The following is a 24,612-nucleotide window of genomic DNA, read 5'->3' as shown; positions in this document are numbered from 1 at the left end:
CTCCCTTATTTTTGCATCGGCACGATAATGTCCTGTTCCTTCGCTACTTCAACGGCACGTTCATAACCCGCATCCGCGTGGCGGATAATACCCATGCCCGGGTCGCTCGTTAAGACACGGGCGAGCCGCTCGTCAGCCAGCTCACTTCCATCGGCAACGGCAACCATGCCGGCATGCAGGGAATAGCCCATTCCAACACCGCCGCCATGGTGGAAGGAAACCCAGCTTGCACCCGCCGCCGTGTTGACAAGCGCATTGAGTACAGCCCAATCGCCGACAGCGTCACTTCCGTCCTTCATCGCTTCTGTCTCCCGGTTTGGAGAGGCGACAGACCCGCAGTCCAAATGATCTCTCCCAATCACGACAGGCGCTTTTAGCTCCCCGGTTCTAACCAGCTCGTTAATGGCGAGGCCCATCTTTTTTCGTTCTCCATATCCAAGCCAGCAAATACGGGACGGCAAGCCTTGGAAGGTGACTTTTTCCTGTGCCATATCAATCCAGCGGTGAAGGGCTTTATTTGTCGGGAACAGTTCTTTTAATAACGCATCCGTACGGTAAATATCTGCCGGATCTCCGGAAAGCGCCGCCCAGCGGAACGGCCCTTTTCCTTCACAGAATAAGGGGCGGATGTAGGCAGGGACAAACCCCTGAAAATCGAAGGCATTCTCCAGCCCTTCATCCTTTGCGACTTGCCGGATATTGTTGCCGTAGTCAAATACAATAGAGCCCTTTTGCTGAAAGGCCAGCATGGCTTCGACATGTTTTTTCATGCTTTGCTTCGCAAGGCGCACGTAAAGCTCTGGATTGTCTTGACGCAAACGGTCAGCTTCATCAAGGGAGTAGCCCTCGGGAACATAACCGATTAAAGGGTCATGGGCAGATGTTTGATCTGTCACAATATCAATTTTGACGCCTCGGTTCAAAAGTGTGTGATGCACCTCAGCCGCGTTTCCGAGAAGCGCAATGGACAAAGGTTTTCCTGCCAGCTTTGCCTCTTCAGCCCAAGCTAAGGCTTCCTCAATCGATGCTGTTTTTCGATCGCAGTATTTTGTTTCAATCCGCTTGTCGATGCGTTTCTCGTCAACCTCGACAGCAATGACGACTCCTTCATTCATCGTGACAGACAGCGGCTGGGCGCCTCCCATTCCGCCGAGACCTGCTGTCAGCGTCAATGTCCCTTTTAAGGTTCCTCCGAAATGCTGTCTCGCGAGCTCAGCGAAGGTTTCATACGTTCCTTGCAAAATACCTTGTGAGCCAATGTAAATCCAGCTGCCAGCTGTCATTTGCCCGTACATCATTAACCCTTTTTTCTCAAGCTCGTGGAAATGCTCCCAGTTCGCCCACTTTGGAACAAGAACAGAGTTTGCTAAAAGCACGCGCGGTGCCTGCGGGTGCGTACGGAACATGCCAACGGGTTTTCCGGATTGCACGAGCAACGTCTCATCATGTTTTAGTGTTTTCAGAGAATGCTCAATGGCGCGAAATGCATCCCAATCCCGAGCGGCTTTGCCAATCCCGCCGTATACGATTAGGTCCTCGGGCTTCTCGGCGACATCTGGATCAAGGTTGTTGCGAAGCATCCGAAGCACCGCCTCTTGTTCCCACCCTAAACATTCAAGCTCTGTCCCCCGGTTGGCACGGATTGATTTTTTTACATCAGTCATATGTTCATCCCCCTCAATTCTTCGTTCTGTTGATATGGTAATAAAGATTCCTTCTTCAGCCAGGCAGTCAAGCGTTCGATGTCATAGGAAAAAACGCGGTCCTGCTGAATAGACGGCACGACTTTTCTCATTTCTTGAAAAAGCTGTTTGGTGTAGGACGCTGCATGTTCTATGCCTCTGTATTCAACAGCCTGCAATGCGCAAATCGCTTCAATCGCAATCACTCTTCTCGTATTCGCGATCACCTGATAAGCATGCCGAGCGGCGATGGTTCCCATGCTGACATGGTCTTCTTGGTTGGCGGATGACGGAATAGAATCCACACTTGCAGGATGGGCCAGTGTTTTATTTTCAGAAACAAGCGAGGCAGCGGCATACTGCATGATCATTGCACCGGATTGCAGACCGGGATGAGGGCTTAGGAACGGCGGCAGGTCATTCAGCTGCGGGTTCACAAGGCGCTCTATCCTGCGCTCTGCGATATTCGCAAGCTCTGATACTGCGATTTTTAGAAAATCCATGGCAAAGGCGATCGGCTGCCCGTGAAAGTTTCCGCCAGAAATGACTTTGTCACCATCATTGAAAATAAGAGGATTGTCCGTAGCTGCATTCATCTCAATCTCTAATTTTTCCTTCATGTAGCCTAATGTCTGCCAGGTCGCACCGTGCACTTGCGGAATACAGCGCAATGAATAGGCATCCTGGACCCGCAGTTCTCCTTGAGAGGTCGTCAGGCCGCTGTCAGATAGATAAAAGCGAATTCGTTCTGCGACATCGATCTGCTCCTGGTAGCCGCGGGCGGAGTGAATATCCTCGTCAAACGCATCGATAATCCCGCGGAGCCCTTCAATCGTTAAGCTGGCAATGCGCTCTGTTTGGTAGGCTAGTTTTTCCGCTTCAATGTATGCGACCACACCCATAGCGGTCATAGCCTGTGTGCCGTTAATCAGGGCAAGCCCTTCCTTGGATGTCAGCGCTACCGGCTGAATGCCGGCTATTTTCAAGCCTTTCATTGCCGGCATCCTTTCTCCCTCAAAAAAGACTTCTCCTTGCCCGATCAGTGCAAGCGCCAGATGGGAGAGCGGCGCCAGATCCCCGCTTGCACCAAGTGATCCCTGCTGGGGAATGACAGGATGGACACGTTTATTTAAAAAAGCAAGCAATTGCTCAATCAGCTCAGCACGTACACCGGAAAACCCTTTTAACAGCGCATTGGCGCGCAAAAGCAGCATGGCCCTGGAAACACACTCAGGAAAAGGATCGCCGACTCCGCAGGCATGAGAAAGAATTAAATTCAGCTGCAGCGCCGCCGAGTCTTCCTTCTGAATCAGGACATCACTGAATTTGCCAAATCCGGTGGTAATGCCGTATATTGTCTTTTCTTCGTGAACAATCCGCTCCACTGCCGCTCTGCTTTTTTTCACACGCTCCATACTTTCTTCGGAAGCCGCTGTCTCTTCAAAATCAAACAGCACTCGCGCGACGTCGGCTGTTGTCAATGAAGAACCGTCTAATGTCACCATAAGCCCAACTCCTTTGTCTTTACTTTGGTAAAGCGCCCATACAAAAAGGGGCTATGCTGTGAAAATCTGATTTCACGCATAGCCCCCTATCGTCTAAGATCTATGGGCTGTTTCATATGTGATTAATTCCAACGCCGAATGTTTCATGCTCAAGTCCTTTAATCGGCGCCCCGATTGTTCCGTAAAGCGAGACAGCAATCCAATCGCCCTCCGCTTCGCTTTCATAAGGATTTCCCCTCAAAACGGCGAACCTCAGGCCAACCGTCCGAAGCAGTGATCCAAGCAGCATTTCACCTCTGGTCACGCCATGTAAAGCCTCCATCGTCGCATGATAAAGCGCATGTGACTCACGGTAACCCTCGGATTGAATGACTCCGCTCTTTTTGGAAGCGGTTTCAATTGCGGCTACTACTTTATGCGCGTCCATTGATCCTACCTTGCCGAGACAGACCTTCCATCCATCTCGCTCCAGCTCCTCGACCTGTGAACGTTCTTCAGCTTCATGAAGCAGCAGAAGAACAGACAGCCGGCCGATCCGGCGCTCTTTGTGCAGTGTCATATGAATCACTCGATTCCTAAAAATTCTGATAACTATTAACTGAGTATTATATTAATTGTTTCAGCAATAGAAGTCAAAAGGTTTTTTACAGTCTTTAACAAGTTAGATTGGTATTGTGATATCGTGACGCAGAAATCTAGCACATTGCACACCATAGCAAGACAGGTGTGCGGGCGGCTGCTGTCGTACTCTAGATATGAGTTCAAATAGAAGGGGAGCGAAGTGCAGTGAAGAGCTTACATTGGGGAATCATCGGCCTTGGCGCAATCGCCTCAGATTTCGCCAAAGCGCTGAGAGAAGTAAACGGAACGGTCTATGCTGCAGGGTCACGAAGCTTGGATAAAGCCAAGGCGTTCGCCAAGGAGCATCATGTGGAAAAAGCCTATGACAGCTACGAAGAACTGCTGCTAGATGAGAATGTTGATATTGTCTACATTGCCACTCCGCATTCAAACCACTATGAATATATGATGAAAAGCCTTCAGCATCACAAGCATGTTCTTTGTGAGAAGGCCATTACCGTCAATGCGAGACAGCTAAAGGAGATCATCGGTTTGGCTAAAGAAAAACAGCTTATTGTATCTGAAGCGATGACCATCTACCATATGCCGCTGTATAAAAAACTCCGGGAGATCGTAAAGGCGGGTCGCATCGGGCCCCTTAAAATGGTTCAAGTCTCCTTTGGAACGTGCAAGCCATACGACGTCACAAACCGGTTCTTTAATCAGGAACTGGCTGGCGGCGCACTCTTAGACACAGGAGCCTATGCGCTCTCGTTCGCAAGATATTTTCTCACGAGCCAGCCGAATGAGATCCTCAGCACGGCCAAGCCGACTGATACAGGTGTAGACGAGCAGTCAGGCATCATCTTAAAAAACACCGACAGCGAAATAGCCGTCATATCGCTGACCATGCGCGCAAAAATGCCAAAAAGAGGCGTAGTCGCTGGAGAAAACGGCTTTATCACAGTCGACGATTTTACAAGGCCGGACAAAGCACTCATTACGTACGCCAATGGAAAAACAGAGGTGATTGAAGAAGGAGAAACTGCAAAAGGGTTGAACTATGAAGTAGAGGATATGCAAAATGCAGTCCTGCATCAAACAGGCAGCCAAACCATCAGTCTCTCCCTGGATGTCATGAGCATCATGGACAATGTAAGACAACAGTGGGGAATCACCTATCCGTTTGAATATGAAAACATCCGGCCTTCCTAAAGGGCGGGTGTTCCTTCATGAAATGTAAGCGCTTAAAAATTTAATAAAAAAGAGAGGCGAACTGTACAGATGTTCAACCGATTGTTTCGTGTATGTTTTCTTGCTGCTCTTCTCATGGCTTTCACCCTGCCCAACGCTGCCCATGCACAAAAGGCAGAAAAACCCGCCTTTAAAGAAGTCAGTGTCCATGATCCTTCCATCATTGAGACGAACGGCAGCTTTTACGTTTTCGGATCTCACTTAGCTTCAGCGAAAACAAATGACCTCATGCAATGGCAGCAGCTGACTAGCAGTGTCAGCAACAATAACCCTCTTATTCCCAATGTCTATGAAGAATTAAAAGATACCTTCGAATGGGCGCAATCCGATACCCTGTGGGCGGCTGATGTCGCGCAGCTGGCGGACGGCAAATACTATATGTACTACAATGCCTGCCGCGGTGACTCACCAAGATCCACCATGGGAGTTGCCGTCGCTGACAACATCGAAGGGCCCTATAAAAACAAGGGCATCTTTTTGAAATCAGGCATGGAAGGCACAAGCAATGACGGAACACCGTATGACGCAACAAAACACCCGAACGTCGTAGACCCGCACACCTTTTTTGATAAAAACGGCAAGCTGTGGATGGTGTACGGTTCATATTCAGGCGGCATTTTCATCCTGGAAATGAATCCGAAAACTGGCTTCCCGCTCCCTGGACAGGGGTACGGCAAAAAACTGCTCGGCGGCAACCACAGCAGAATCGAAGGCCCATATATCCTCTACAATCCAGACACCAACTACTACTACTTATACCTATCATATGGCGGTCTAGACGCAACAGGCGGCTACAACATCCGTGTCGCCCGCTCCAAAAAACCAGATGGCCCGTATTATGACGCAGAGGGCAATCCAATGATTGATGTCAAAGGCAAAGAAGGCACATTCTTCGATGACCGCTCCATTGAGCCGTACGGCGTCAAACTCATGGGCAGCTATTCATTTGAAACAGAAACTGAAAAAGGAGCCGGATACGTCTCACCGGGCCACAACTCAGCCTATTATGACGAAAAAACCGGCCGTTCTTATTTAATCTTCCACACCCGCTTCCCGGGCAGAGGTGAAGAACACGAAGTCAGGGTCCACCAGATGTTCATGAACAAAGACGGCTGGCCGGTAGCAGCGCCATATCGATACGCAGGTGAAACACTGAAAAAAGTAAAGCAAAAAGACATCACAGGAACATACAAACTCATCCAGCACGGAAAAGATATCTCAGCCGACATCAAAAAAACCATCAACATTCAGCTCAACAAAGACCACACCATTTCCGGGGAAATGACCGGAACGTGGAAGAAAACTGGAAATGACGCAGCCGAAATCACGTTAGCCGGCAAGACGTATAATGGCGTATTTTTACGCCAGTGGGATTCGGTGAGAGAGAAGAACGTGATGACGTTTAGTGTGTTGAATGGCAGTGGTGAGGCTGTTTGGGGATCTAAATAAGATAGAGAAGGCGCCTTCGTAGGAAGGCATTTTTTATGAGTTTTATTGACTATAAGAAACAGTTAAGTGGGAGAAAAAATAGAAATGGAAGAGAGATTAAAGACTTAAATAAAAAGTCCCTCCTATGATTGTTTTCTCCTCTCATAAGGTGATGAGATCGAATTTTTAGCAAATTAGAACCAGTGCAACACCTCTCAAGACAAACCTTTTTACCTATTTATCCAATATGACCCATCATGTAATATGAAAATAGTCTGTATTGTAAAGAATTTACACAGTTTGATAGAAACACGAGGTGTTGCGGCATGCATAGTGAAATGTTGTTACATTCGGTAAAAGCCGACTTACATGAAAAACAGGAACAGATCCATCAGTTAAAACGAGTGCTGCACGAAATCAGGCAAATCAAACACGAATTTTCCGAGGCCCAGCATCTCATTCATCGGCCTCATCTTAACCGAGAGGCATGGAGAGGAACACATGCGGAGCGGTTTGAAGATATTCGTGAAGGAATGAACAAAGCATATCAGCAAATCAAAAGTGATCAAGTCAGCGGTATCATCGAAAGCATCGAAGGAAAAATCCACTCATTAGAGGGAGACGTCTATTCCATAAGACGCCAAATCACGAGAATAGAGCATGAAATAGAGAAGGAAAAACATAAAAAGTGAGGTGAGCGCAAATGGCACAGGAAATCAAAATGGTCTATGGAACCGTCAAACAGGGACTTTCTCAGCTTAAGAACTCAGCTGAACTCAAGTCCTCCTTGCCCGGCCATATCTCAGGACGAAACCATTTGAATGTTGTAAAGTACATCGAGCAATTAAATGAGGACATCAAAGAGCTCACTGAAGCATATGCGTCCGTTCTGGCCAAGCATATCGCACAAACGGAAAGCGCGGTAAACGCCATGAAGGAAACGGACGAAAACATATCATCTTCCATGAAATAAAGCGCGGGAGGACAAGGGATTGAAAACATTAGATGTCCACGCTCTTCACGAGGGCATTCAGCATACGATTGAAAAACTGGACAAGCAGAAACAGCAGCTGGAGAAGCTGGAAAAAAGTGTTGAGCATCTGGCAGGCATGAAGGATGCGTTAAAAGGAAAAGGCGGAGATGCCATCCGGACCTTTTACGAGGAGTGTCACAAGCCTTTTCTCCTTTTCTTTGGCATGTTTATCGACGAATATAAAAAAGTGCTGAAACAAACACAGCATGCGATTTCCTCTGTAGAATCTGACTCCCACGGCATGATCGCAGAGGCTTTTCTCTCACACGACGCGAGACACGGGGTCAAGCATGCACGAGAAGTGACAGAGCAGCTCACAGACGCAGTCAATCACCAGACATCAGCCGTTGATCATATCGTCAGCCTGCCGACAGTCAATGATTCCTTTTTTCGGATGGAAACAGAGCAGGCTGAGCGGCTGATTACAGACACCCTGCATAAGCTCTTTCAATTTGACGGCCAGCAAACCCAAGCACTAGAAACCGCAAAATCAGATTTTCAAACGATGAAAAAATATATCGATCAGCTCGAAACGATGTACACCGGTCCGAAAATTGAAATCACAGACTACAAAAGCGGCTCCATCTTGAAATCACAGGAAGAAGAAAAGATCAACCAAACCTTTGGAGCGATTAACTCGCAAATGAAGCAGCCTGATGATTCACCGATGGAGTTGATGCTGAAGAAATTAGCCGAGAAAGAAAAGTCTAAAGTCGATTCAGTTGTCAAAACGAATCATTCTAAAAAGGTAAATAAAAATATCATCGTTATCAATGGTAAAGTGTATAATACGAGTGAACATATAAAAACTGATTTCTCAACTGCAGAGGTTAAGCAAGTCGTTTATAATGATACACTTTACAATGTATATATATCAGGTAATGATATGAAACTTGAACCTGTCGTCTCGCTTTCGGACATTAAAGTGGATGAGAGCGGATATGTGAAAATTTTAGAGACAGCTGTAGAGTTTTCAGGTATAAATGATCTGTTTAGGGCTGCTACAGGCAGAGATCCTATAACAGGCGAAAAAGTCTCGAGTAAAGATCGCATTATTGCAACTGTTCACGCGGTACCAATTTCGAAAATAGCTAAGTTAGAAAAGTTAATAAATATTAATAAACTTATTGATGATGGGAAAAAGGCAAAGAAGACTACGAAAGTTAATAATGAAAATAGTGCTCCTTCTTATGGGAAAAAGTCAGTACCTAAAGGGCCGTATCGTGAAGTAAATGGATATCCTGTTAAAGTAAAGCCGGGTGCCCAAGAGAAACATATTCCCGATACTCCTAACTACAAGCAAGAAATAGCAAATGGGAAAAACAAAAGTATTTTTTATGGAGATAATAAAAAAGCGCAAGAATTGCTTGATAAGTATGCAGGGAAAGGCGATTTCTTAAAAAATGGCAGGGAAAGAGTAGACTTTGGAAAACCAATAGGAAAATATTATGATCGTAATACTGGTGAATATGTTGAGACTACTAAAGGATTAATACATTATGGAAAAGACGGAGCGCATATTGTACCATCTAGGCCATAAAAAAAGGAAAAGAGGGATCGTATGGGTTATGATTCTTTAATTGAAACTTTAATAAAATATGAAAATAATGACTTGATACTAGAATGGGCAAGTGGGTTAAGGATTATTGGAGAACTAGATACTGTTTTTGAAACAGACAATGGATTGGATGAAGATGATAATAATTATACAGAATATGATGCAGCCGCATTTAAAGTAAATGAAATATTATCCAAACCGATTCAGAATGAAGGCAACGTATATAATTGGTTGAGACAAGAAAAAAGTTCATTGGTTGAAATCTCTCTCTATGATGATCCACCAAGTACAGTTTTATTAACTGATGGTCAAATAGTGTGGAAAAGCGATAATTAAATTAACAAATTTTAAATTGGGATCTTGAAATTGGTTAAAACCTTTCAAGGTTCTTTTAGGTTGGAAACACACCACCTATATCTACCAGATTAAGGGATAGATCAACTTGGCATAGAGCATCAAAAATGGAGTTGAAATAGATGTTATCAAAAATGGTAAAGATATAACTAGTGGTTATCCAACAGGAAAGGTAAATGCGCCTCGTCCATCGAGTTTTTGAGATGTAGATTGAAAGGTGATAAAAATGTATAGAGAATTAGATAATCTTTTATCTGCTGAAACAACTGAGGGCTCATGGTACGATGATGGTTGCATAATTGCAAGCGATATATTGTCAGATTTTAGAGCAGATGATTGGGGAAAATTAAAAAGCGAAGTACTTACTAAACCTTTGGAATGGCAAAAAAAACTGGCATACTGTATGGATAATAACGGAAGTTCACATGAATTTTCAATATTACTATCACTACTTAGTATTGATGATGAAGAGCTATTTGAGGTATGCATAGATTCTCTAAGAAGCTTTGTGACTCCCGAGAGTAAACAAATGATACTGAATGATCCATTCATACTTCAGCGAATAAATGATAAGATGCCAAAAGCAAGTGCCCCAGTAAAGAAAATACTTGAAGACTTCCTTGAGAAGGTTCATTCTTAATATTTTGTTATAGAATTGTTTATGCAACAAAGCTTAAAAATAAATGATAACTTTTTAAAGCTTATTCTCACACAGTGATGTGGAGTGGAATAAGCTTTTCCTATTGTAGAAAATCAGCTCCTAATTTTAAATATTACGTTAAAGAGGTGGAAAAGTATCAGGTGAACCAGAATGGAAGAGATAGAAGGATGTATTCAGTTGAGATAATCAAGAAAAATGAATTTGAATGTAACTGGATTATTGTTTATTGGTAGGCAGTTTAAGTTAATTTCTTCACAAGAAGTTACAAGTTATGCGGTTAATTATCTAGGGAATAAACTTAATATTAAAGATGAAAATATCCTTGAATTGGCATGGGAACAAACTGAAGAAAAAGCAGATGCTTTATTAGAACAAATAGTATCTGACAGTCTTCTGGAGCCATGAATAGAGAATATCATTAATGGTTATGCATTGTTTTGAAGGATATATATAATTATTCTCCTGATGATATTATGTTTAGCGACATTGAAAACATTTTTTCTATTTTTAATAAACCTGAACATATGCACAATTTTTTTAGAAATGTATCGGATGCATTTTATTATCCTTCTGATTCGAAATATACAGTAAAAGAACTACTGAAAGAATTTCTGGAAACTGAGCGGGAAATAATTCTCTTTAAAGTACGATTGGAAAATACTCATTGTCTTGCTTGTGTTAAAAGCACGCCACCCAGCGGTGAGTAATAAATAGTGGAGATAGTTTAATTGCTCAAGTATAAATATACGATTGAATATAATGATGATTATGATGAAGCCATTTTAAATTTGGAAAATGAAGAACCACTTAAAAATGGATACCTCATTAGTAATTTGTTAGGAGCTGATATATTTAGCGATTTTAATAGCATAAAAGAAGAGATTGAGCATTTAATAAAAGTATTAGCTGGAAAATTACCAATATACGAAAGTGGAGGGAATGTAAATATAATTAGTTCTGATAAACATAAAACTGTGGTTGAAGATATTTTCGCAGACGAAGAAGAAGATAGTATATGCACAATAGAGACAGTGGAATATACCAAGATCATTTTAATCTGGGCAAAAGAAAATATTAAGTACAAAAATAAACGAGGTATTTTATCAACAGAGGAAGCTGATGAAAGAATAGAATGGATAAAAGAAAAGTGCAGTGAATTAAATTTTACAGAGTGATAATTGCAACTTCTCTTACCGAGTTTTTAAGAAAAATAGAAAAGAACGATCAGTATTATCTTGATTTATTAGATGATGAATGATTTACACATTTTAGCTTTAAAATGAAAAATTAATCTAATATAGGGTATTTATCCCATTAGCTCTCCCTAAAAGGAGCGAGATGACATGTTATCGATCAATAAACAAGAGGATCCTGTTTTTCAGTTTTTAGCTGGAACATTTCATCAGGATATTGAATCTCCCGATGATGCTTTACAAGAGTTATTAGCAGAGGAAAGTAAGGAATATTTGGAGGATGCTATTGTCTTTTTAACGGATTTTATAGAAAGTGAGCATTCAGATAATGAGAAAAATGATTACATTCAATCTTGCGCAGATGGCGTGTATTTTCCTGCGTTTAATTTAGAACCAATTGATTGGCTAAAAAATGGAATAGTGCAAATAAAGAAGTCTTTAAATAAAATTTAAACGATAACAATTCTTAACCTTGATTGGAAAAATGCCTTTCAAGGTTTTTTAATAACAATAATTTTTTATTGAAGTTAATAATAAGGTTAAATCTTTATAATTACCTTTGTACTAGAATCGATACTCTTAGTCAATACTAAAAATGAAAGCGTTGACATCCCTTAAATCTAGTGCTAAAGTATACCTACAAAACAAATACAGCGACCCGTCAGGATTGTTACTGCGAAAGCAGGCAAAACCTAAATGGTACAGGTGCAGGAGGAGACTCTCGCAATCTGTGTCATTTAGGTTTTTTTATTCTCATTTTGGAGGTGATGCAGCATTAAATACAAAAAGCTGGAGAAAGGCGGCCACCTTTCATCCAGCTGATTCCCCCAAAAAAAGGAGGTATACACATGGATTATGATAAATTATCGAGAGACATATTACAACTCGTAGGCGGTGAAGAAAACGTTCAGCGCGTGATTCATTGCATGACGAGACTGCGTTTTAATCTTTATGACAATTCGAAAGCGGACCGGAGTCAATTGGAGCAGCTGCCGGGTGTGATGGGCACCAATATCAGCGGCGAGCAGTTTCAAATTATCATCGGAAATGATGTGCCGAAGGTGTATCAGGCGATTTTGCAAAACAGCAGCCTCAGTGATGAAAAGAGCGCCGGGGCATCTGGCCAGAAAAAAAATGTGCTGAGTGCGGTCTTTGATGTGATTTCTGGTGTGTTTACACCGATTCTGCCTGCGATTGCGGGAGCGGGGATGATCAAAGGGCTTGTTGCGCTAGCGGTCACATTCGGCTGGATGGCGGAGGAAAGCCAGGTCCATGTCATTCTGTCAGCTGTTGGTGACGGTGCGTTCTACTTTCTTCCGCTCCTGCTTGCGATGAGTGCGGCGAGAAAGTTTGGAAGCAATCCGTATGTAGCGGCGGCGATTGCAGCGGCGATTCTGCATCCGAATTTGACAGCCCTGCTTGGTTCGGGGAAACCGATATCCTTTATCGGGCTTCCTGTAACCGCTGCCACTTATTCATCAACGGTCATCCCGATTTTGCTTGCGATTTGGATCGCATCGTATGTGGAAAAGTGGATTGACCGAATCACGCATTCTTCTCTCAAATTGATTGTCGTTCCGACTCTGACATTGTTGATCGTCGTGCCGCTGACATTGATTACAGTTGGTCCGCTGGGTGCTATTTTAGGAGAATACTTGTCTGTCGGCGTAAACTACTTATTTGCTCATGCCGGGCTTGTGGCGATGATTTTGCTTGCGGGAACGTTCTCTTTGATCATTATGACGGGCATGCATTATGCATTGGTGCCGATTATGATTAACAACATCGCGCAAAACGGCCATGATTATTTGCTGCCCGCCATGTTTTTGGCGAATATGGGGCAGGCCGGCGCATCTTTTGCGGTTTTTCTTCGCTCCAGAAATAAGAAATTTAAATCGCTTGCGCTTACCACAAGTGTGACGGCGCTGATGGGAATTACAGAACCCGCGATGTACGGCGTTAATATGCGATTGAAAAAACCGTTTGCGGCCGCTTTACTTGGCGGTGCGGCTGGCGGCGCATTTTACGGCGTTACGGGTGTCGCTTCCTACATTGTCGGAGGCAACGCAGGGCTGCCGAGTATCCCGGTCTTTATCGGCCCAACGTTTATTTACGCGATAATTGGTCTTGTGATTGCGTTTGTTGCGGGAACAGCGGCAGCTTATCTTATTGGATTCGAGGATGTACCGTCTGAAAGTGATCAGCAGCCTTCTGTGACAAATGGCCATGAGGGCAGCGGAGAAATCATTCACAGTCCGATTAAAGGTGAAGTCAAGGTATTAAGCGAAGTCAATGACGGAGTGTTTTCTGCCGGGATTATGGGAAAAGGATTTGCTATTGAGCCGGAAGAAGGAGAAGTGGTTTCTCCTGTGAATGGAAGCGTTACCACTGTTTTTAAAACAAAGCATGCCATTGGCATTACGAGTGATCAGGGAGCTGAAATCCTCATACACATTGGAGTGGACACTGTCAAACTGGAGGGCCAATGGTTCACGTCTCATGTCAAAGAAGGCGACAAGGTCTCGCCTGGAGATCCGCTCGTTTCCTTTGATCTGGAACAGATTAAAGCAGCTGGATATGACGTGATCACCCCGGTTATCGTCACTAACACAGACCGATATTCATTTTCGCCGGTAAAAGAAATCGGCAGGGTTCAAATAAAAGAAGCATTGCTTGCTTTATCTTAAAAAATAAACTGATGAGGTGAACTGTAATGAGTGCAAATGCAAAACGATTTCCAGAAGGGTTTTTATGGGGCGGCGCGGTCGCTGCCAACCAAGTGGAGGGTGCTTATAACAAGGGCGGCAAGGGACTTTCGACAGCTGATGTATCACCGAACGGCATCATGTCTCCATTTGATGAATCGATGACTTCTTTAAATCTGTATCATACCGGAATTGATTTTTATCATCGTTATAAAGAGGATATTGCCTTATTTGCAGAAATGGGTTTCAAAGCGTTCCGGACTTCGATTGCGTGGACAAGAATTTTTCCGAATGGCGATGAAGAGGAGCCAAATGAAGAAGGCCTCAAATTTTATGACGATCTGTTTGATGAGCTGTTAAAGCATCATATTGAGCCAGTCGTGACCATCTCTCATTATGAAATGCCGCTCGGTCTTGTGAAACATTATGGCGGCTGGAAGAACCGCAAAGTCATAGAGTTTTATGAACGCTATGCCAGAACTGTTTTCAAACGCTATCAACACAAAGTGAAGTACTGGATGACATTCAACGAAATTAATGTGGTCCTCCATGCACCGTTTACAGGCGGCGGTCTTGTTTTTGAAGAAGGAGAACATCAATTGAACGCGATGTACCAGGCCGCACATCACCAGTTTGTCGCCAGCGCCCTTGCCGTTAAAGCGGGGCATGAGATCATTCCCGACTCAAAAATTGGCTGTATGATCGCCGCGACAACAACCTATCCGATGACCTCTAAGCCGGAGGATGTCTTCGCGGCAATGGAGAATGAGCGCAAAACACTTTTCTTCTCAGATGTGCAGGCAAGAGGTGCGTACCCGGGATATATGAAACGCTATCTGGCAGAAAACAATATTGAAATTGAAATGGCTGAAGGCGATGAGGAATTGTTGAAAAAACATACGGTCGATTACATCGGATTTAGCTACTACATGTCCATGGCGGCGAGCACCGATCCTGAAGATCTTGCGAAATCAGGGGGCAATCTGCTGGGCGGTGTGAAAAATCCATATCTTAAATCATCAGAATGGGGCTGGCAGATTGACCCGAAAGGCTTGCGCATCACGCTCAACACGTTATACGACCGCTATCAGAAGCCGCTGTTTATCGTGGAAAACGGCCTTGGCGCGGCAGACAAAGTTGAGGAGGACGGCTCCATTCACGATGATTACAGAATTGACTATCTGCGGGACCACTTAATGGAAGCGCGTGAAGCGATTGCTGACGGTGTTGAGCTGATCGGATACACATCATGGGGACCGATTGACCTTGTCAGCGCGTCCACTGCCGAAATGAAAAAACGCTATGGCTACATTTATGTTGATCGAGACAATGAGGGGAACGGAACATTGAATCGCATCAAGAAAAAAAGCTTCGGCTGGTATCAGCAGGTCATTGCCACAAACGGAGAAAGTCTCTGACAACTTTATGAATAAACATACACCCCAATTGACAATAACAGACAGCAGGCGGACAATAAAAGAGAAAGATGAACCACCCACAGTCCGAAAGGCGGGAAGCGTATGTTTAACAAAATGTTAGTTGCGATTGACGGGTCAGAAATGAGTGCAAAAGCCCTTGATGCCGCAGTGCATCTGGCAAAAGAACAGCAGGCAGAACTAAGCATCCTTCATGTGGGGAGAGAAGCCGTCGTAGCGACTTCTTCTCTGACCGGGATTGTCTATGTACCAGAACATTTTATTGATGAAATCAGGCAAGAAGTGAAAAAAGAAGGCTTACACATCCTTGAGAACGCGAAAGCGAAAGCGGCCGAGAGCGGTGTTCAAGCCGACATCATTTACGCACAGGGAGAGCCGGCACACGAAATTTTAAATACCGCAAAAGAGAAAGGCGTTAGCCTGATCGTAGTAGGAAGCCGGGGCATCAGCGGCCTGAAAGAAATGATGCTTGGAAGCGTCAGCCATAAAGTGTCTCAATTATCAACTTGTCCGGTTTTAATTGTTCGATAGATAAGAAGAAAAAAGCGCCTACAAGGCGCTTTTTTTATGTATAGATTCGTAAAATAACTCTGGGTGATTTATGGAACTGCTTCCTTTATAATAGTATCAATATGTAAAAAAGAGGATTTTCTCTTATATCTGAAGATAGCTACACTGGGGGGGCATTTGATGCAGCAAAATCTCATATTACAAAAACAAAAATCAACAGCCGTGTTGAAAATGGTCATTTCCATGGTGATTTTCGGTTCTATCGGCTTTTTCTCTGAGCATACCAATTTGCAGTCATTTGAATTGGTCTTTGTCCGCTGCCTTTGCGCGACGCTATTTTTAAGCTTCTGCTGGCTGGTGTCCGGTCAGCATAAAAATGAAAAATGGAGCAAGCGGGAAGTCCTTCAAACATTAGCATGCGGTTTCTTTCTGGTATTCAATTGGGTCTTCTTATTTAAGTCTTTTGAAGAAACGTCAGTTACAATTGCCATCTCTGTATACCACCTTGCACCTGTGCTTGTTCTTCTCCTGGGGAGTATTATCTATAGAGAAAAATTAAATGTGATCTCCGTCAGCTCCATTATCATCTGCTTTCTTGGAACGGCGCTGATTTCCGGGATTAACGGCAGCACTTCATTGACACAGCTGATGGGATCAGGGATCATATGGGCAGTTCTCGCCGCACTGTTTTATGCGTTCACCACTTTATTGGGAAAAGGCATTCACAACCTCAGTCCTTACACGACCACCTTCCTGCAAACCGGTTTAGGGGTTATCATCCTGATTCCGTTTATTCACTTCGGCGCTTTTGCAAACCTGTCTCAGGGAAACTGGATCATGGTCGTCTCCACTGGTATTATTCATACAGGTATTGTGTATTTGCTGTTTTTTGACAGTTTGCGATTTTTATCAACGAAATTTATTTCGGTCATTGTCTTCCTCGACCCCGCTGTCGCGATCGTGCTCGATACCGTGTTTACGGGATTCCGCCCGGATCTTTTTCAGACACTCGGCATTGCAATGATCTTTGCGGGTATGGCTTTGACGCTTGTCAGGAGGCAGGGGAAGGCGGATGCAGCTGCTGAAGAAAAGGATTTAGAACAATTTCAATCATGATAGAAAAAAGTGTAAAGGCCTTAAATGGGCCTTTTTTTGGTTTTTTGGGTCTTTTTGCTCTTTTTAAATCTTAAAATAAGATAAATTTTCTAGAAAAATATTGTAATAATATTTCAGTGACGTTAACATTGTTGAGTAAATATTACTTTTATTACAAAAGGAGAGAGAAAATGAAAAAAAGAAAGAGGCGGAATGTTAAGAGATTCATTGCCGTATGTTTAGTGTTGGCGCTAATGATTTCATTATTGCCAGTAGATGTACTGGCAAAAACTTCAGAAGAAGAGTCCGGAAATCGTGTCGCAACTGCTGATCCGGAAGAAACCCTTCAGAATGATCAAACAGAGAAAGCTGTACCATTTAATGAGAAGGATATAAACAAAGAGGGAGAAATCACCGCAGAAAGAACGGAAAACACAAAGCTTTATTATGAAGGGGACGGTGTTTATAAACAGGAAGTATACCTTGATCCTATTCATACAAAGGAAACATCGAATGCAGACTGGGAGGAGATTTCTCCTGAATTAAAAGAAACGACAAGCAAACAAGTTGAAACTGAAAATGCTGTTTTGAATTCAGATTTTCAAAAGCAAATGAAGAACGGACTTTATGCGACTTTTGAGCACAATGATCACAAGCTTACATATTCACTTGTAGAAGCAAAAGGTCCAAATAAAACTTCACTTACTCCGAAAGATACTCCAGCAGATTATAAGACTGATGGTAATGAGATTGTTTATCCGGATGTTTTTCCGAACATTGATCTTCAGACTTTCACATTCAACGAAAACATAAAAGAAGATTTAGTCCTTCATCAGTATGATGGATACAACACATTTACATTTCAGGTGAAAACCGATTTGCAGGCAAAAGAACAAGAGGATGGATCAATAGATTTTTCTGATGAAAAAGGAAAAGTTGTTTTTTCTGTGCCTAAACCTTTTATGACTGATTCAAAACTGGATGAACTTTCCGGCGAGGTGGGACGATCAGAAAAAGTCAGCTATAAGCTGGAAAAGAATAAAGAAGGGTATTTGCTTCATCTCACGGCAGACGAGAACTGGCTGAAAGACCCTGAACGCGTGTATCCAGTGTCTATCGACCCGTCAACGTCTTTATCTGTTTCATCAGATACGTTTGTCATGAGTGCCTACCCGACGACCAACTATTCGGCATCTTCGCAGAAATGGGATGCTAATCTGAAGGCCTATGTGCTGAAAACGGGTTATTACGACAAAACAACAGGCACCAATTATGCGTTTATGAAATTTAACAATTTAAAACCGATTCAAAATATGACAGTCAGCAAAGCTACATTAAAAACATACGTAGCCCATTCCTATTATGGAACAAAGGCAACTGGTCTTTGGCTGGATACAGTCAACAGCAATTATGATCATGCAAAAGTAACATGGAACACCAAACCGGCATCTAAAAATATCGGAAAAGCCGACGTCCATAAAGGACAGTGGGCGAGTTACGATGTGACCGCCGCTGTAAAGTCATGGAACTCCGGCGGGGCCAATTATGGATTTAAGCTTCATGCAAACGGAAACGGTAAGGAATACTGGAAAAAACTAATTTCCTCAGCGAACTCAAACAATAAGCCTTATATTGAAGTGACATACACCATCCCGAAGGCGAGCACACCTGCTGTTAAGGCATACAATAACGGGAACGGCACTGGTTTTTTCAATATCAGTTGGAAAAAGGCCGAGGGTGCAAAAGGCTATAAGGTATGGATTTATAATGGTAAAGAATATCAAGCGATCTCAGTCGGCAACACGACATCCTGGAGCACAAAAGGGAAAAACATTTGGCCGACAAGTGCAGAAATTTCATCCGGTAAGTACAAGCTTCACCTTGATGGAAAAGGCGGAACTGAATTAGCGCTAGATCCATCTCCAGTGTATAAGAACTCCGGCGGAACCTATGCCACAAGCAAAAACTATTGGATCGGGGTCAGCGCGATTTTTGATCAGGGAGAAGGGGCGATGTCCGCACCGGCAAAGCCTGTTATCCCTAATGTAGGGAAAGCACAAGCACCGTCAACAAAGGCATTTAATAATGGGAATGCCACAGGATACTTCGATCTTTCTTGGAAAGCTGTATCCGGTGCAACTGGCTATAAAGTTCAGGTGTTCAATGGGAAAGGCTTTGAAACACTTGATCTCGGAAATCAGACGTCTTGGACCACCAAGGGGAAAAAGATCTGGCCGACAAGTGCAGAAATTAAAGCGGGAAAATATGCTCTTCACCTAAAGGATGGAAACGGAGCAGAGCTGCCGATCAATCCCGGACCAACCTATAAAAACGCCGGTGGGGATGCAGCCAAAAAAAATTACTCATTTAAAATAATCGCCTATAACAAAGATGGCGAAGCCATTGCATCACCGGCTGCCAACCTGACACTTCCTGATATCGCTAAACCAAAGAACTTATCCGGTTATGTGTATACAAACACAAAATCAAGCCAAACCGGTTATGTGAATTTGATATGGGAAAAGGTTCAAAATGCGAAAGGCTATAAAATTAATATCTATAACGGAAAAGAATATCAGTCCTATGATGTTGGGGACGTGGATCATTGGACAACCCAAAATAAAAACATTTGGCCGACTTCTGAGGAAATAAAAGCCGGAAGCTACAAGCTGCATACAGACGGAAAAGGCCGTGAATTGGCACTTGACCCGTCACCTGTCTATAACAATGCAAATGGAAATTACAAAGGGAAGAAGAATTATTCCTTCACTCTTTCCGCCTATGATGCGAATGGTGAAACGATTCCGACAGCACCCTTTAACCCAACGTTCCATGAAGGCGCAGAATTCCTTGGAACAGAAGAATACTGGTCTATCATTGATATCCCAAGCGGCCAGTTAAACGGTGCGACAGGAAATGTCATTGTGAATGAAGAAGATATGTCAATTGACGGGCGCGGACCGGGACTTGGCTTATCGAGAACCTACAACAGTCTTGACAGCTCCGATCACTTATTTGGACAAGGCTGGTATGCTGATGCAGAAACATCTGTCATCTCGACGGACGGCGGGGCAATGTATATTGATGAAGACGCTACTACTCATCGCTTTACTAAAAAAGCCGATGGCACGTATCAGCCGCCGACCGGTGTCTATCTTGAATTAACAGAAACAGCTGATCAGTTCATATTAAAAACAAAGGATCAAACAAACGCTTATTTCAATAAAAAAGGCGGCAAGCTTCAAAAGATAGTGGATGGCCACAACAATGCAACCGTCTACACTTACAATGACAAGAATCAACTGACAGCCATTACAGATGCATCGGGCCGCAAGCTCACATTCACATATGATGAAAATGGCCATGTGACTTCCATCACCGGACCTAAGAATAAGAAAGTCACCTACTCATATGAGAATGATTTGCTGAAGAAAGTCACGGATACAGATGGGACTGTCACAAGCTATGACTACGATGGTGAAGGACGCCTTGTTAAACAATATTCAGCCAACAGTACCGAAGCAAAGCCTGTCTTTACCGAATATCAGTATAGCGGGCACCGTCTCGATAAAGCGATTAACGCTAAGAAAGAAACATATGTCTATAGCTATGATGCTGATAAAAAGACGCTTCTCATGACACAGCCGAATGGCCGGAAAGTACAGTACGGCTATAATGAAGCGGGAAATCCGATTCAGGTCATTGATGATGCGGAAGGGTTAAAAATTACAACGAATACAAAGTATGAAGGCAACAATGTCGTAGAAGATGTAGATCCAAACGACGTCGGAACAGGAAAAGCAACGGAAAGCTATCAATATGACAAAGATGGCAACGTTACGTCTGTTAAAGACGCATATGGAACTGAGACATACGAATACAACAAAAACAACGATGTCACAAAGATGAAGGATACCGAGGGCAATGTCACGGATATTGCCTATGACGGACTAGATGCTGTATCCGAAACCGATCAGAGCGGAAAATCATCTTCAGCAGCCGTTTATGATAAATACGGAAATCAGATTCAATCCAGCAAAGAGTTATCAGCCTCAACCAATATCCTGAAAGATGGAAGCTTTGAAGCGCAAAAATCCGGCTGGAATCTGACCGCATCTAAAGACAGCGGCAAAATCTCAGTCATCGCCGATAAAAGCGGGGTTCTTTCCGGATCAAAGGCATTGGAAGTCTTGAGCCAATCAACGTCTGCCGGAACAGATCATGGGTATTCGTCAGCGACACAAACAGTGGAACTGGAGCCGAATACAACCTATACATTAAGCGGGAAAATCAAAACAGATCTAGTGAAATCAAGAGCCTACTTTAACATTGATTTGCGAGACAAAGATCAAAAACGAATTCAATGGATTCACAATGAATACAGTGCACTAGCCGGGAAAAATGACTGGACAAAACGGCAAATCACTTTTACGACTCCAGCAAATGCAGGAAAAGCTGTTGTGTATATGGAAGTCGATCATAGAGATAAAGATGGCAAAGGAAAAGCATGGTTTGATGAAGTCCAGCTGGAAAAAGGCGAAGTATCGTCAAGCTATAACCCAGTTCAAAACAGCAGTTTCACAGCAGCAACGGAAAACTGGAGCGCAAGCGGGGCATCCGTTGATTCTGAAGAAGGCTTTAATGATGAAGTATCATTAAAAGCTGCCCGGACCAGTGCGTCCCAAGCTGGATCAGTAACAAAACAAACCATTGTCTTAGGGCAAAGTGCAAACGACAAACCGGTTTATCTCACACTGACAGGCATGTCGAAAGCAAGCAGTGTCAAGTTCACAGATGAAAAAGACTATTCTTTGCAGGCTAATGTTACTTATGCGGACGGAAGCACAGGCGTATACAATGCGAAATTCCCTTCTGGAACACAGGAATGGAACCGTGCAGCTGTTGTTATACCAAAAACAAAGCCGATTAATAAAGTCGATATCAGCATACTGTTCCAAAAGAGTGCGACAGGAACAGCGTGGTTTGATGATATCCGTCTGATTGAAGGAAGCCTTTTAACAAAAAGCACGTATGACAGCAATGGAAACTATGTGACCAAGGAAGAAGATGAACTAGGATACTCTACTTCAACTGATTACGATGAAACTGGTAAGAAAACGGCTGAAACGGATGCAAAAGGTGAAAAAACAACCTATACGTATGATCAGGCAGACCAATTGACAAACATGACGCTCTCTAACGGCACGTCTATCCTTCACAGCTATGATAAGGAAGGCAATGAGGTAAGCAAAACTATTCGGGCGGGAGCAGATCAAACCTATAAATACGAATATGATGTCATGGGCAAGCTTGTCAAAACAACTGACCCTCTGGGTAATGTGCTAGCAAGTGAATATGATGCCAACAGCAATCTAACCAAAACCATTTCACCGAATGGCAACGAAGTGTCTCTTTCTTATGATGGAACAGACCGGGTGAAATCAAAATCGTATAACGGTACAGAAAAGTACAATTTCACGTATGACAAAAATGGAAATGAAACATCGGTCGTCAATAAAGAGCAGAACACCACAAAGAAACGGACATTTGACAACAAAAACCGTTTAACCGAATTGACTGACCGCGGCGGCAGCCAAACTTGGACATATCCTAGTGACTCCGATAAGCTGAAAACCTTCTCATGGAGCCATGGGGACCAAAAAGGAACGAATCAATTTACGTATAACAAACTGGATCAAATGGTTGAGATGAAAGATAGTACATCTTCCTATTCATTTGATTATGATGAAAATGGCAACGTCCAAACCTTTATTACGGGCAACGGCGGCGGAACAAGTTTTTCATATGACGAAAGAAACCTTGTAAGCTCGCTGCATATCGGCGACAAAAACGGCGGAAGCATTCTGACGGAAAGCTATGAATATGATGCCAACGGCAACCGCACAACGATAAACAGCTCAGCAAGCGGCAAGGTGAAATATGAGTATGGAAAGCTGAATCAGCTTGTCAAAGAAACCCACGAAGACGGTACTGTCATTGAATACACATATGACGGATTCGGGAACCGAAAAACTGTTACAACTGTAAAAGACGGTTCAAGCAAAACGGTGAATGCTTCCTTCAACATCATGAACCAGCTGACAAAAGTCAATGAGGAAAGCATCTCTTACGATAAAAACGGCAACCGCACATCCGACGGCAAATTCACATATACGTGGGATGCAGAGGATAACCTGACTGCCGTTACAAAAAAAGGCGAAGACAAGCCGTTCGCAACATACAAATATGATGAAAAAGGAAACAGAATCCAAAAAACCGTTAACGGAAACGTCACGAACTACTTCTACGACGGAGACAGCCTGAACGTCTTGTATGAAACGGACGCGGACAACAAAGTCACAAAATCATACACATACGGTGACAGCGGCCAGCTATTATCCTACACAGAAAATGGCAAGAAATATTTTTATCACTACAACGCACACGGTGATGTCATTGCCATCTCAGACAGCACGGGAAAAACCGTTGCCAAGTATCAATATGACGCATGGGGAAATCCAACAAAAACCGAAGCAAGTGATGAAGTAAAAGACAACCGCTACCGCTACGCAGGCTACCAATACGACGAAGAAACCGGCCTGTACTATCTCATGGCCCGCTACTACGAGCCAAGAAACGGCGTGTTCCTATCGCTCGACCCAGACCCAGGAAGCGATGGAGATTCACTAGATCAAAACGGATATACCTATGGAAACAACAACCCGGTCATGAATGTCGATCCAGACGGCCATTGGGTATGGTTTGTTGTCAATGCAGGATTTGCGGTATATGATGGATACAAAGCTTATAAATCAGGCAAGGGTTGGAAAGGCGTAGCGGTTGCAGCCGCATCAGGATTTGTAGGTGGTGGAAAGTTAAAATTAACAAAAAAAATCGGAAAATGGGCCACCTCAAGACATTGGTATAAAGGAACATTTAAAACTAAAAGAAAGTCATTGGACTATCATCATAATAAACATATTGTGAGAAATGGTAAATCTTACAGTAAAAAGAGATATACAAAAGTTGCTAGAGCATTTTATAGATCTAATAAGCATTTACGCGAAAAAGTAATACTAGCTACTGGAAAAAAAGGTTACAGGATTAAGAATGGAAAAAGAACTGGTTATTACACAAGAAGTGGAAAGGTAGTTACATTTGTGAATAATAAATGGAAGAAAAAGAAAAAGCGTTAATTTTAATTTCTACAATATAGAAGGGCCTGAATATGGATGAAATTTTTTAAAAGATATAATATTGATCAAAAAACATTAGATGAGTTCAAAAAATATTATGTATTATTACATGGTCCGTTTCCAAATGATATGTATGATTTTGAAGAAGAAACAAATACTTCTTTAGATGAATTTTATGAATTTTTTGCCTTAATAACTGGAAGTTTAAATTATATAATTGAAGATAAAAAAATTCCTAGATATCAAAGAGAAATGTTAAAAAAAACGTTCTATGAACATTATCCTCATTTTAGGAATTATAAAAGTGATATTTTAAAATATCAAGAATTAAGTGAATGCTTAGAATTTCATGAAAAAATTAGGATTTTGATTAATAAGCTTATAACAGGAGTATGAATCTTTAAACTAAAATAATAAACAAAAACAGCTGTCAAGTATATT

At 42.9% G+C, this 24,612-nt stretch carries 19 protein-coding genes and 1 pseudogene; 17 read left to right on the top strand and 3 right to left on the bottom strand.

Annotated elements, in window-relative coordinates; translation table 11 throughout:
• Nucleotides 1-5: 5 nt before the first annotated feature.
• The 3 genes from hutU to hutP form a co-directional block, all read right to left on the bottom strand.
• Complete coding sequence (hutU, locus tag NYE43_RS20710) at nt 6-1,664, bottom strand: urocanate hydratase (RefSeq protein ID WP_326323529.1); 1,659 nt, start codon at nt 1,662-1,664, stop codon at nt 6-8.
• Entirely contained in the window at nt 1,661-3,187 is a 1,527-nt protein-coding gene (gene hutH / locus NYE43_RS20705; RefSeq protein WP_341062585.1) for a histidine ammonia-lyase, read from the bottom strand. Before hutH ends, hutU begins: the two co-directional genes overlap by 4 nt.
• Nucleotides 3,188-3,299: 112 nt before the next feature.
• Nucleotides 3,300-3,746 (bottom strand): hut operon transcriptional regulator HutP, encoded by a 447-nt coding sequence (gene hutP, locus NYE43_RS20700; protein WP_127696305.1) that lies wholly within the window; start codon nt 3,744-3,746, stop codon nt 3,300-3,302.
• Between the two features lie 227 nt (nt 3,747-3,973).
• Here hutP and NYE43_RS20695 point away from each other — a divergent pair, with 227 nt between their 5' ends.
• The 17 genes and pseudogenes from NYE43_RS20695 (at nt 3,974) to NYE43_RS20610 (ending at nt 24,567) form a co-directional block, all read left to right on the top strand.
• Complete coding sequence (locus NYE43_RS20695) at nt 3,974-4,963, top strand: Gfo/Idh/MocA family protein (RefSeq protein WP_341062583.1); 990 nt, start codon at nt 3,974-3,976, stop codon at nt 4,961-4,963.
• Between the two features lie 69 nt (nt 4,964-5,032).
• Nucleotides 5,033-6,451 (top strand): glycoside hydrolase family 43 protein, encoded by a 1,419-nt coding sequence (locus tag NYE43_RS20690; protein ID WP_341062582.1) that lies wholly within the window; start codon nt 5,033-5,035, stop codon nt 6,449-6,451.
• A gap of 305 nt (nt 6,452-6,756) precedes the next feature.
• The gene (locus NYE43_RS20685; protein ID WP_041334052.1) at nt 6,757-7,122 is read left to right on the top strand and encodes a YwqH-like family protein; all 366 of its coding nucleotides are present in this window, start codon (nt 6,757-6,759) and stop codon (nt 7,120-7,122) included.
• An 11-nt stretch (nt 7,123-7,133) separates the two neighbouring features.
• The gene (locus tag NYE43_RS20680) at nt 7,134-7,403 is read left to right on the top strand and encodes a YwqI/YxiC family protein (RefSeq protein WP_341062580.1); all 270 of its coding nucleotides are present in this window, start codon (nt 7,134-7,136) and stop codon (nt 7,401-7,403) included.
• Nucleotides 7,404-7,422: 19 nt separating this feature from the next.
• On the top strand, nt 7,423-9,003 hold the full coding sequence (locus tag NYE43_RS20675) for a T7SS effector LXG polymorphic toxin (protein ID WP_341062579.1): 1,581 nt from the start codon (nt 7,423-7,425) through the stop codon (nt 9,001-9,003).
• A 21-nt stretch (nt 9,004-9,024) separates the two neighbouring features.
• Nucleotides 9,025-9,357, top strand: coding sequence for a hypothetical protein (locus NYE43_RS20670; RefSeq protein WP_216394699.1), 333 nt, complete (start codon nt 9,025-9,027; stop codon nt 9,355-9,357).
• Between the two features lie 244 nt (nt 9,358-9,601).
• Nucleotides 9,602-10,015, top strand: coding sequence for a hypothetical protein (locus tag NYE43_RS20665; protein ID WP_341062578.1), 414 nt, complete (start codon nt 9,602-9,604; stop codon nt 10,013-10,015).
• A gap of 222 nt (nt 10,016-10,237) precedes the next feature.
• The gene (locus NYE43_RS20660; protein WP_253295362.1) at nt 10,238-10,441 is read left to right on the top strand and encodes a DUF2247 family protein; all 204 of its coding nucleotides are present in this window, start codon (nt 10,238-10,240) and stop codon (nt 10,439-10,441) included.
• A gap of 323 nt (nt 10,442-10,764) precedes the next feature.
• On the top strand, nt 10,765-11,211 hold the full coding sequence (locus NYE43_RS20650) for a hypothetical protein (protein WP_216394697.1): 447 nt from the start codon (nt 10,765-10,767) through the stop codon (nt 11,209-11,211).
• Nucleotides 11,208-11,294: pseudogene (locus NYE43_RS20645) on the top strand (hypothetical protein); the annotation flags it as partial. The gene NYE43_RS20650 and the pseudogene NYE43_RS20645, both read left to right, overlap by 4 nt.
• Before the next feature lie 85 nt (nt 11,295-11,379).
• On the top strand, nt 11,380-11,682 hold the full coding sequence (locus NYE43_RS20640; RefSeq protein WP_024123401.1) for a contact-dependent growth inhibition system immunity protein: 303 nt from the start codon (nt 11,380-11,382) through the stop codon (nt 11,680-11,682).
• A 395-nt stretch (nt 11,683-12,077) separates the two neighbouring features.
• On the top strand, nt 12,078-13,916 hold the full coding sequence (locus NYE43_RS20635; protein WP_326323533.1) for a beta-glucoside-specific PTS transporter subunit IIABC: 1,839 nt from the start codon (nt 12,078-12,080) through the stop codon (nt 13,914-13,916).
• A 26-nt stretch (nt 13,917-13,942) separates the two neighbouring features.
• Entirely contained in the window at nt 13,943-15,352 is a 1,410-nt protein-coding gene (bglH, locus tag NYE43_RS20630; RefSeq protein ID WP_326323534.1) for an aryl-phospho-beta-d-glucosidase, read from the top strand.
• 102 nt (nt 15,353-15,454) lie between these two features.
• Nucleotides 15,455-15,901, top strand: a complete 447-nt coding sequence (locus tag NYE43_RS20625) for a universal stress protein (RefSeq protein WP_024123397.1) — start codon at nt 15,455-15,457, stop codon at nt 15,899-15,901.
• 159 nt (nt 15,902-16,060) lie between these two features.
• Complete coding sequence (locus NYE43_RS20620; RefSeq protein WP_326323535.1) at nt 16,061-16,996, top strand: DMT family transporter; 936 nt, start codon at nt 16,061-16,063, stop codon at nt 16,994-16,996.
• 170 nt (nt 16,997-17,166) lie between these two features.
• On the top strand, nt 17,167-24,171 hold the full coding sequence (locus NYE43_RS20615) for a DNRLRE domain-containing protein (RefSeq protein WP_341062573.1): 7,005 nt from the start codon (nt 17,167-17,169) through the stop codon (nt 24,169-24,171).
• A 36-nt stretch (nt 24,172-24,207) separates the two neighbouring features.
• Nucleotides 24,208-24,567 (top strand): YxiJ family protein, encoded by a 360-nt coding sequence (locus NYE43_RS20610; RefSeq protein ID WP_121643646.1) that lies wholly within the window; start codon nt 24,208-24,210, stop codon nt 24,565-24,567.
• The last annotated feature ends 45 nt before the right edge of the window (nt 24,568-24,612 follow it).

This window comes from Bacillus sp. FSL R5-0434, assembly GCF_038004745.1.
GTDB lineage: Bacteria > Bacillota > Bacilli > Bacillales > Bacillaceae > Bacillus > Bacillus halotolerans.
The sequence above is the reverse complement of the archived record's forward strand: the minus strand, read 5'-3'. Positions and strand labels throughout refer to the sequence as shown.

Bases quoted from the DNA above. Each gene is read 5' to 3' on its own strand.
- NYE43_RS20685 (WP_041334052.1), top strand. From the start codon at position 6,757: ATGCATAGTGAAATGTTGTTACATTCGGTAAAAGCCGACTTACATGAA.
- NYE43_RS20680 (WP_341062580.1), top strand. From the start codon at position 7,134: ATGGCACAGGAAATCAAAATGGTCTATGGAACCGTCAAACAGGGACTT.
- bglH (WP_326323534.1), top strand. From the start codon at position 13,943: ATGAGTGCAAATGCAAAACGATTTCCAGAAGGGTTTTTATGGGGCGGC.
- NYE43_RS20620 (WP_326323535.1), top strand. From the start codon at position 16,061: ATGCAGCAAAATCTCATATTACAAAAACAAAAATCAACAGCCGTGTTG.
- hutH (WP_341062585.1), bottom strand. From the start codon at position 3,187: ATGGTGACATTAGACGGTTCTTCATTGACAACAGCCGACGTCGCGCGA.
- NYE43_RS20615 (WP_341062573.1), top strand. From the start codon at position 17,167: ATGAAAAAAAGAAAGAGGCGGAATGTTAAGAGATTCATTGCCGTATGT.
- NYE43_RS20625 (WP_024123397.1), top strand. From the start codon at position 15,455: ATGTTTAACAAAATGTTAGTTGCGATTGACGGGTCAGAAATGAGTGCA.
- hutU (WP_326323529.1), bottom strand. From the start codon at position 1,664: ATGACTGATGTAAAAAAATCAATCCGTGCCAACCGGGGGACAGAGCTT.
- hutP (WP_127696305.1), bottom strand. From the start codon at position 3,746: ATGACACTGCACAAAGAGCGCCGGATCGGCCGGCTGTCTGTTCTTCTG.
- NYE43_RS20690 (WP_341062582.1), top strand. From the start codon at position 5,033: ATGTTCAACCGATTGTTTCGTGTATGTTTTCTTGCTGCTCTTCTCATG.
- NYE43_RS20665 (WP_341062578.1), top strand. From the start codon at position 9,602: ATGTATAGAGAATTAGATAATCTTTTATCTGCTGAAACAACTGAGGGC.
- NYE43_RS20670 (WP_216394699.1), top strand. From the start codon at position 9,025: ATGGGTTATGATTCTTTAATTGAAACTTTAATAAAATATGAAAATAAT.
- NYE43_RS20635 (WP_326323533.1), top strand. From the start codon at position 12,078: ATGGATTATGATAAATTATCGAGAGACATATTACAACTCGTAGGCGGT.
- NYE43_RS20640 (WP_024123401.1), top strand. From the start codon at position 11,380: ATGTTATCGATCAATAAACAAGAGGATCCTGTTTTTCAGTTTTTAGCT.
- NYE43_RS20610 (WP_121643646.1), top strand. From the start codon at position 24,208: ATGAAATTTTTTAAAAGATATAATATTGATCAAAAAACATTAGATGAG.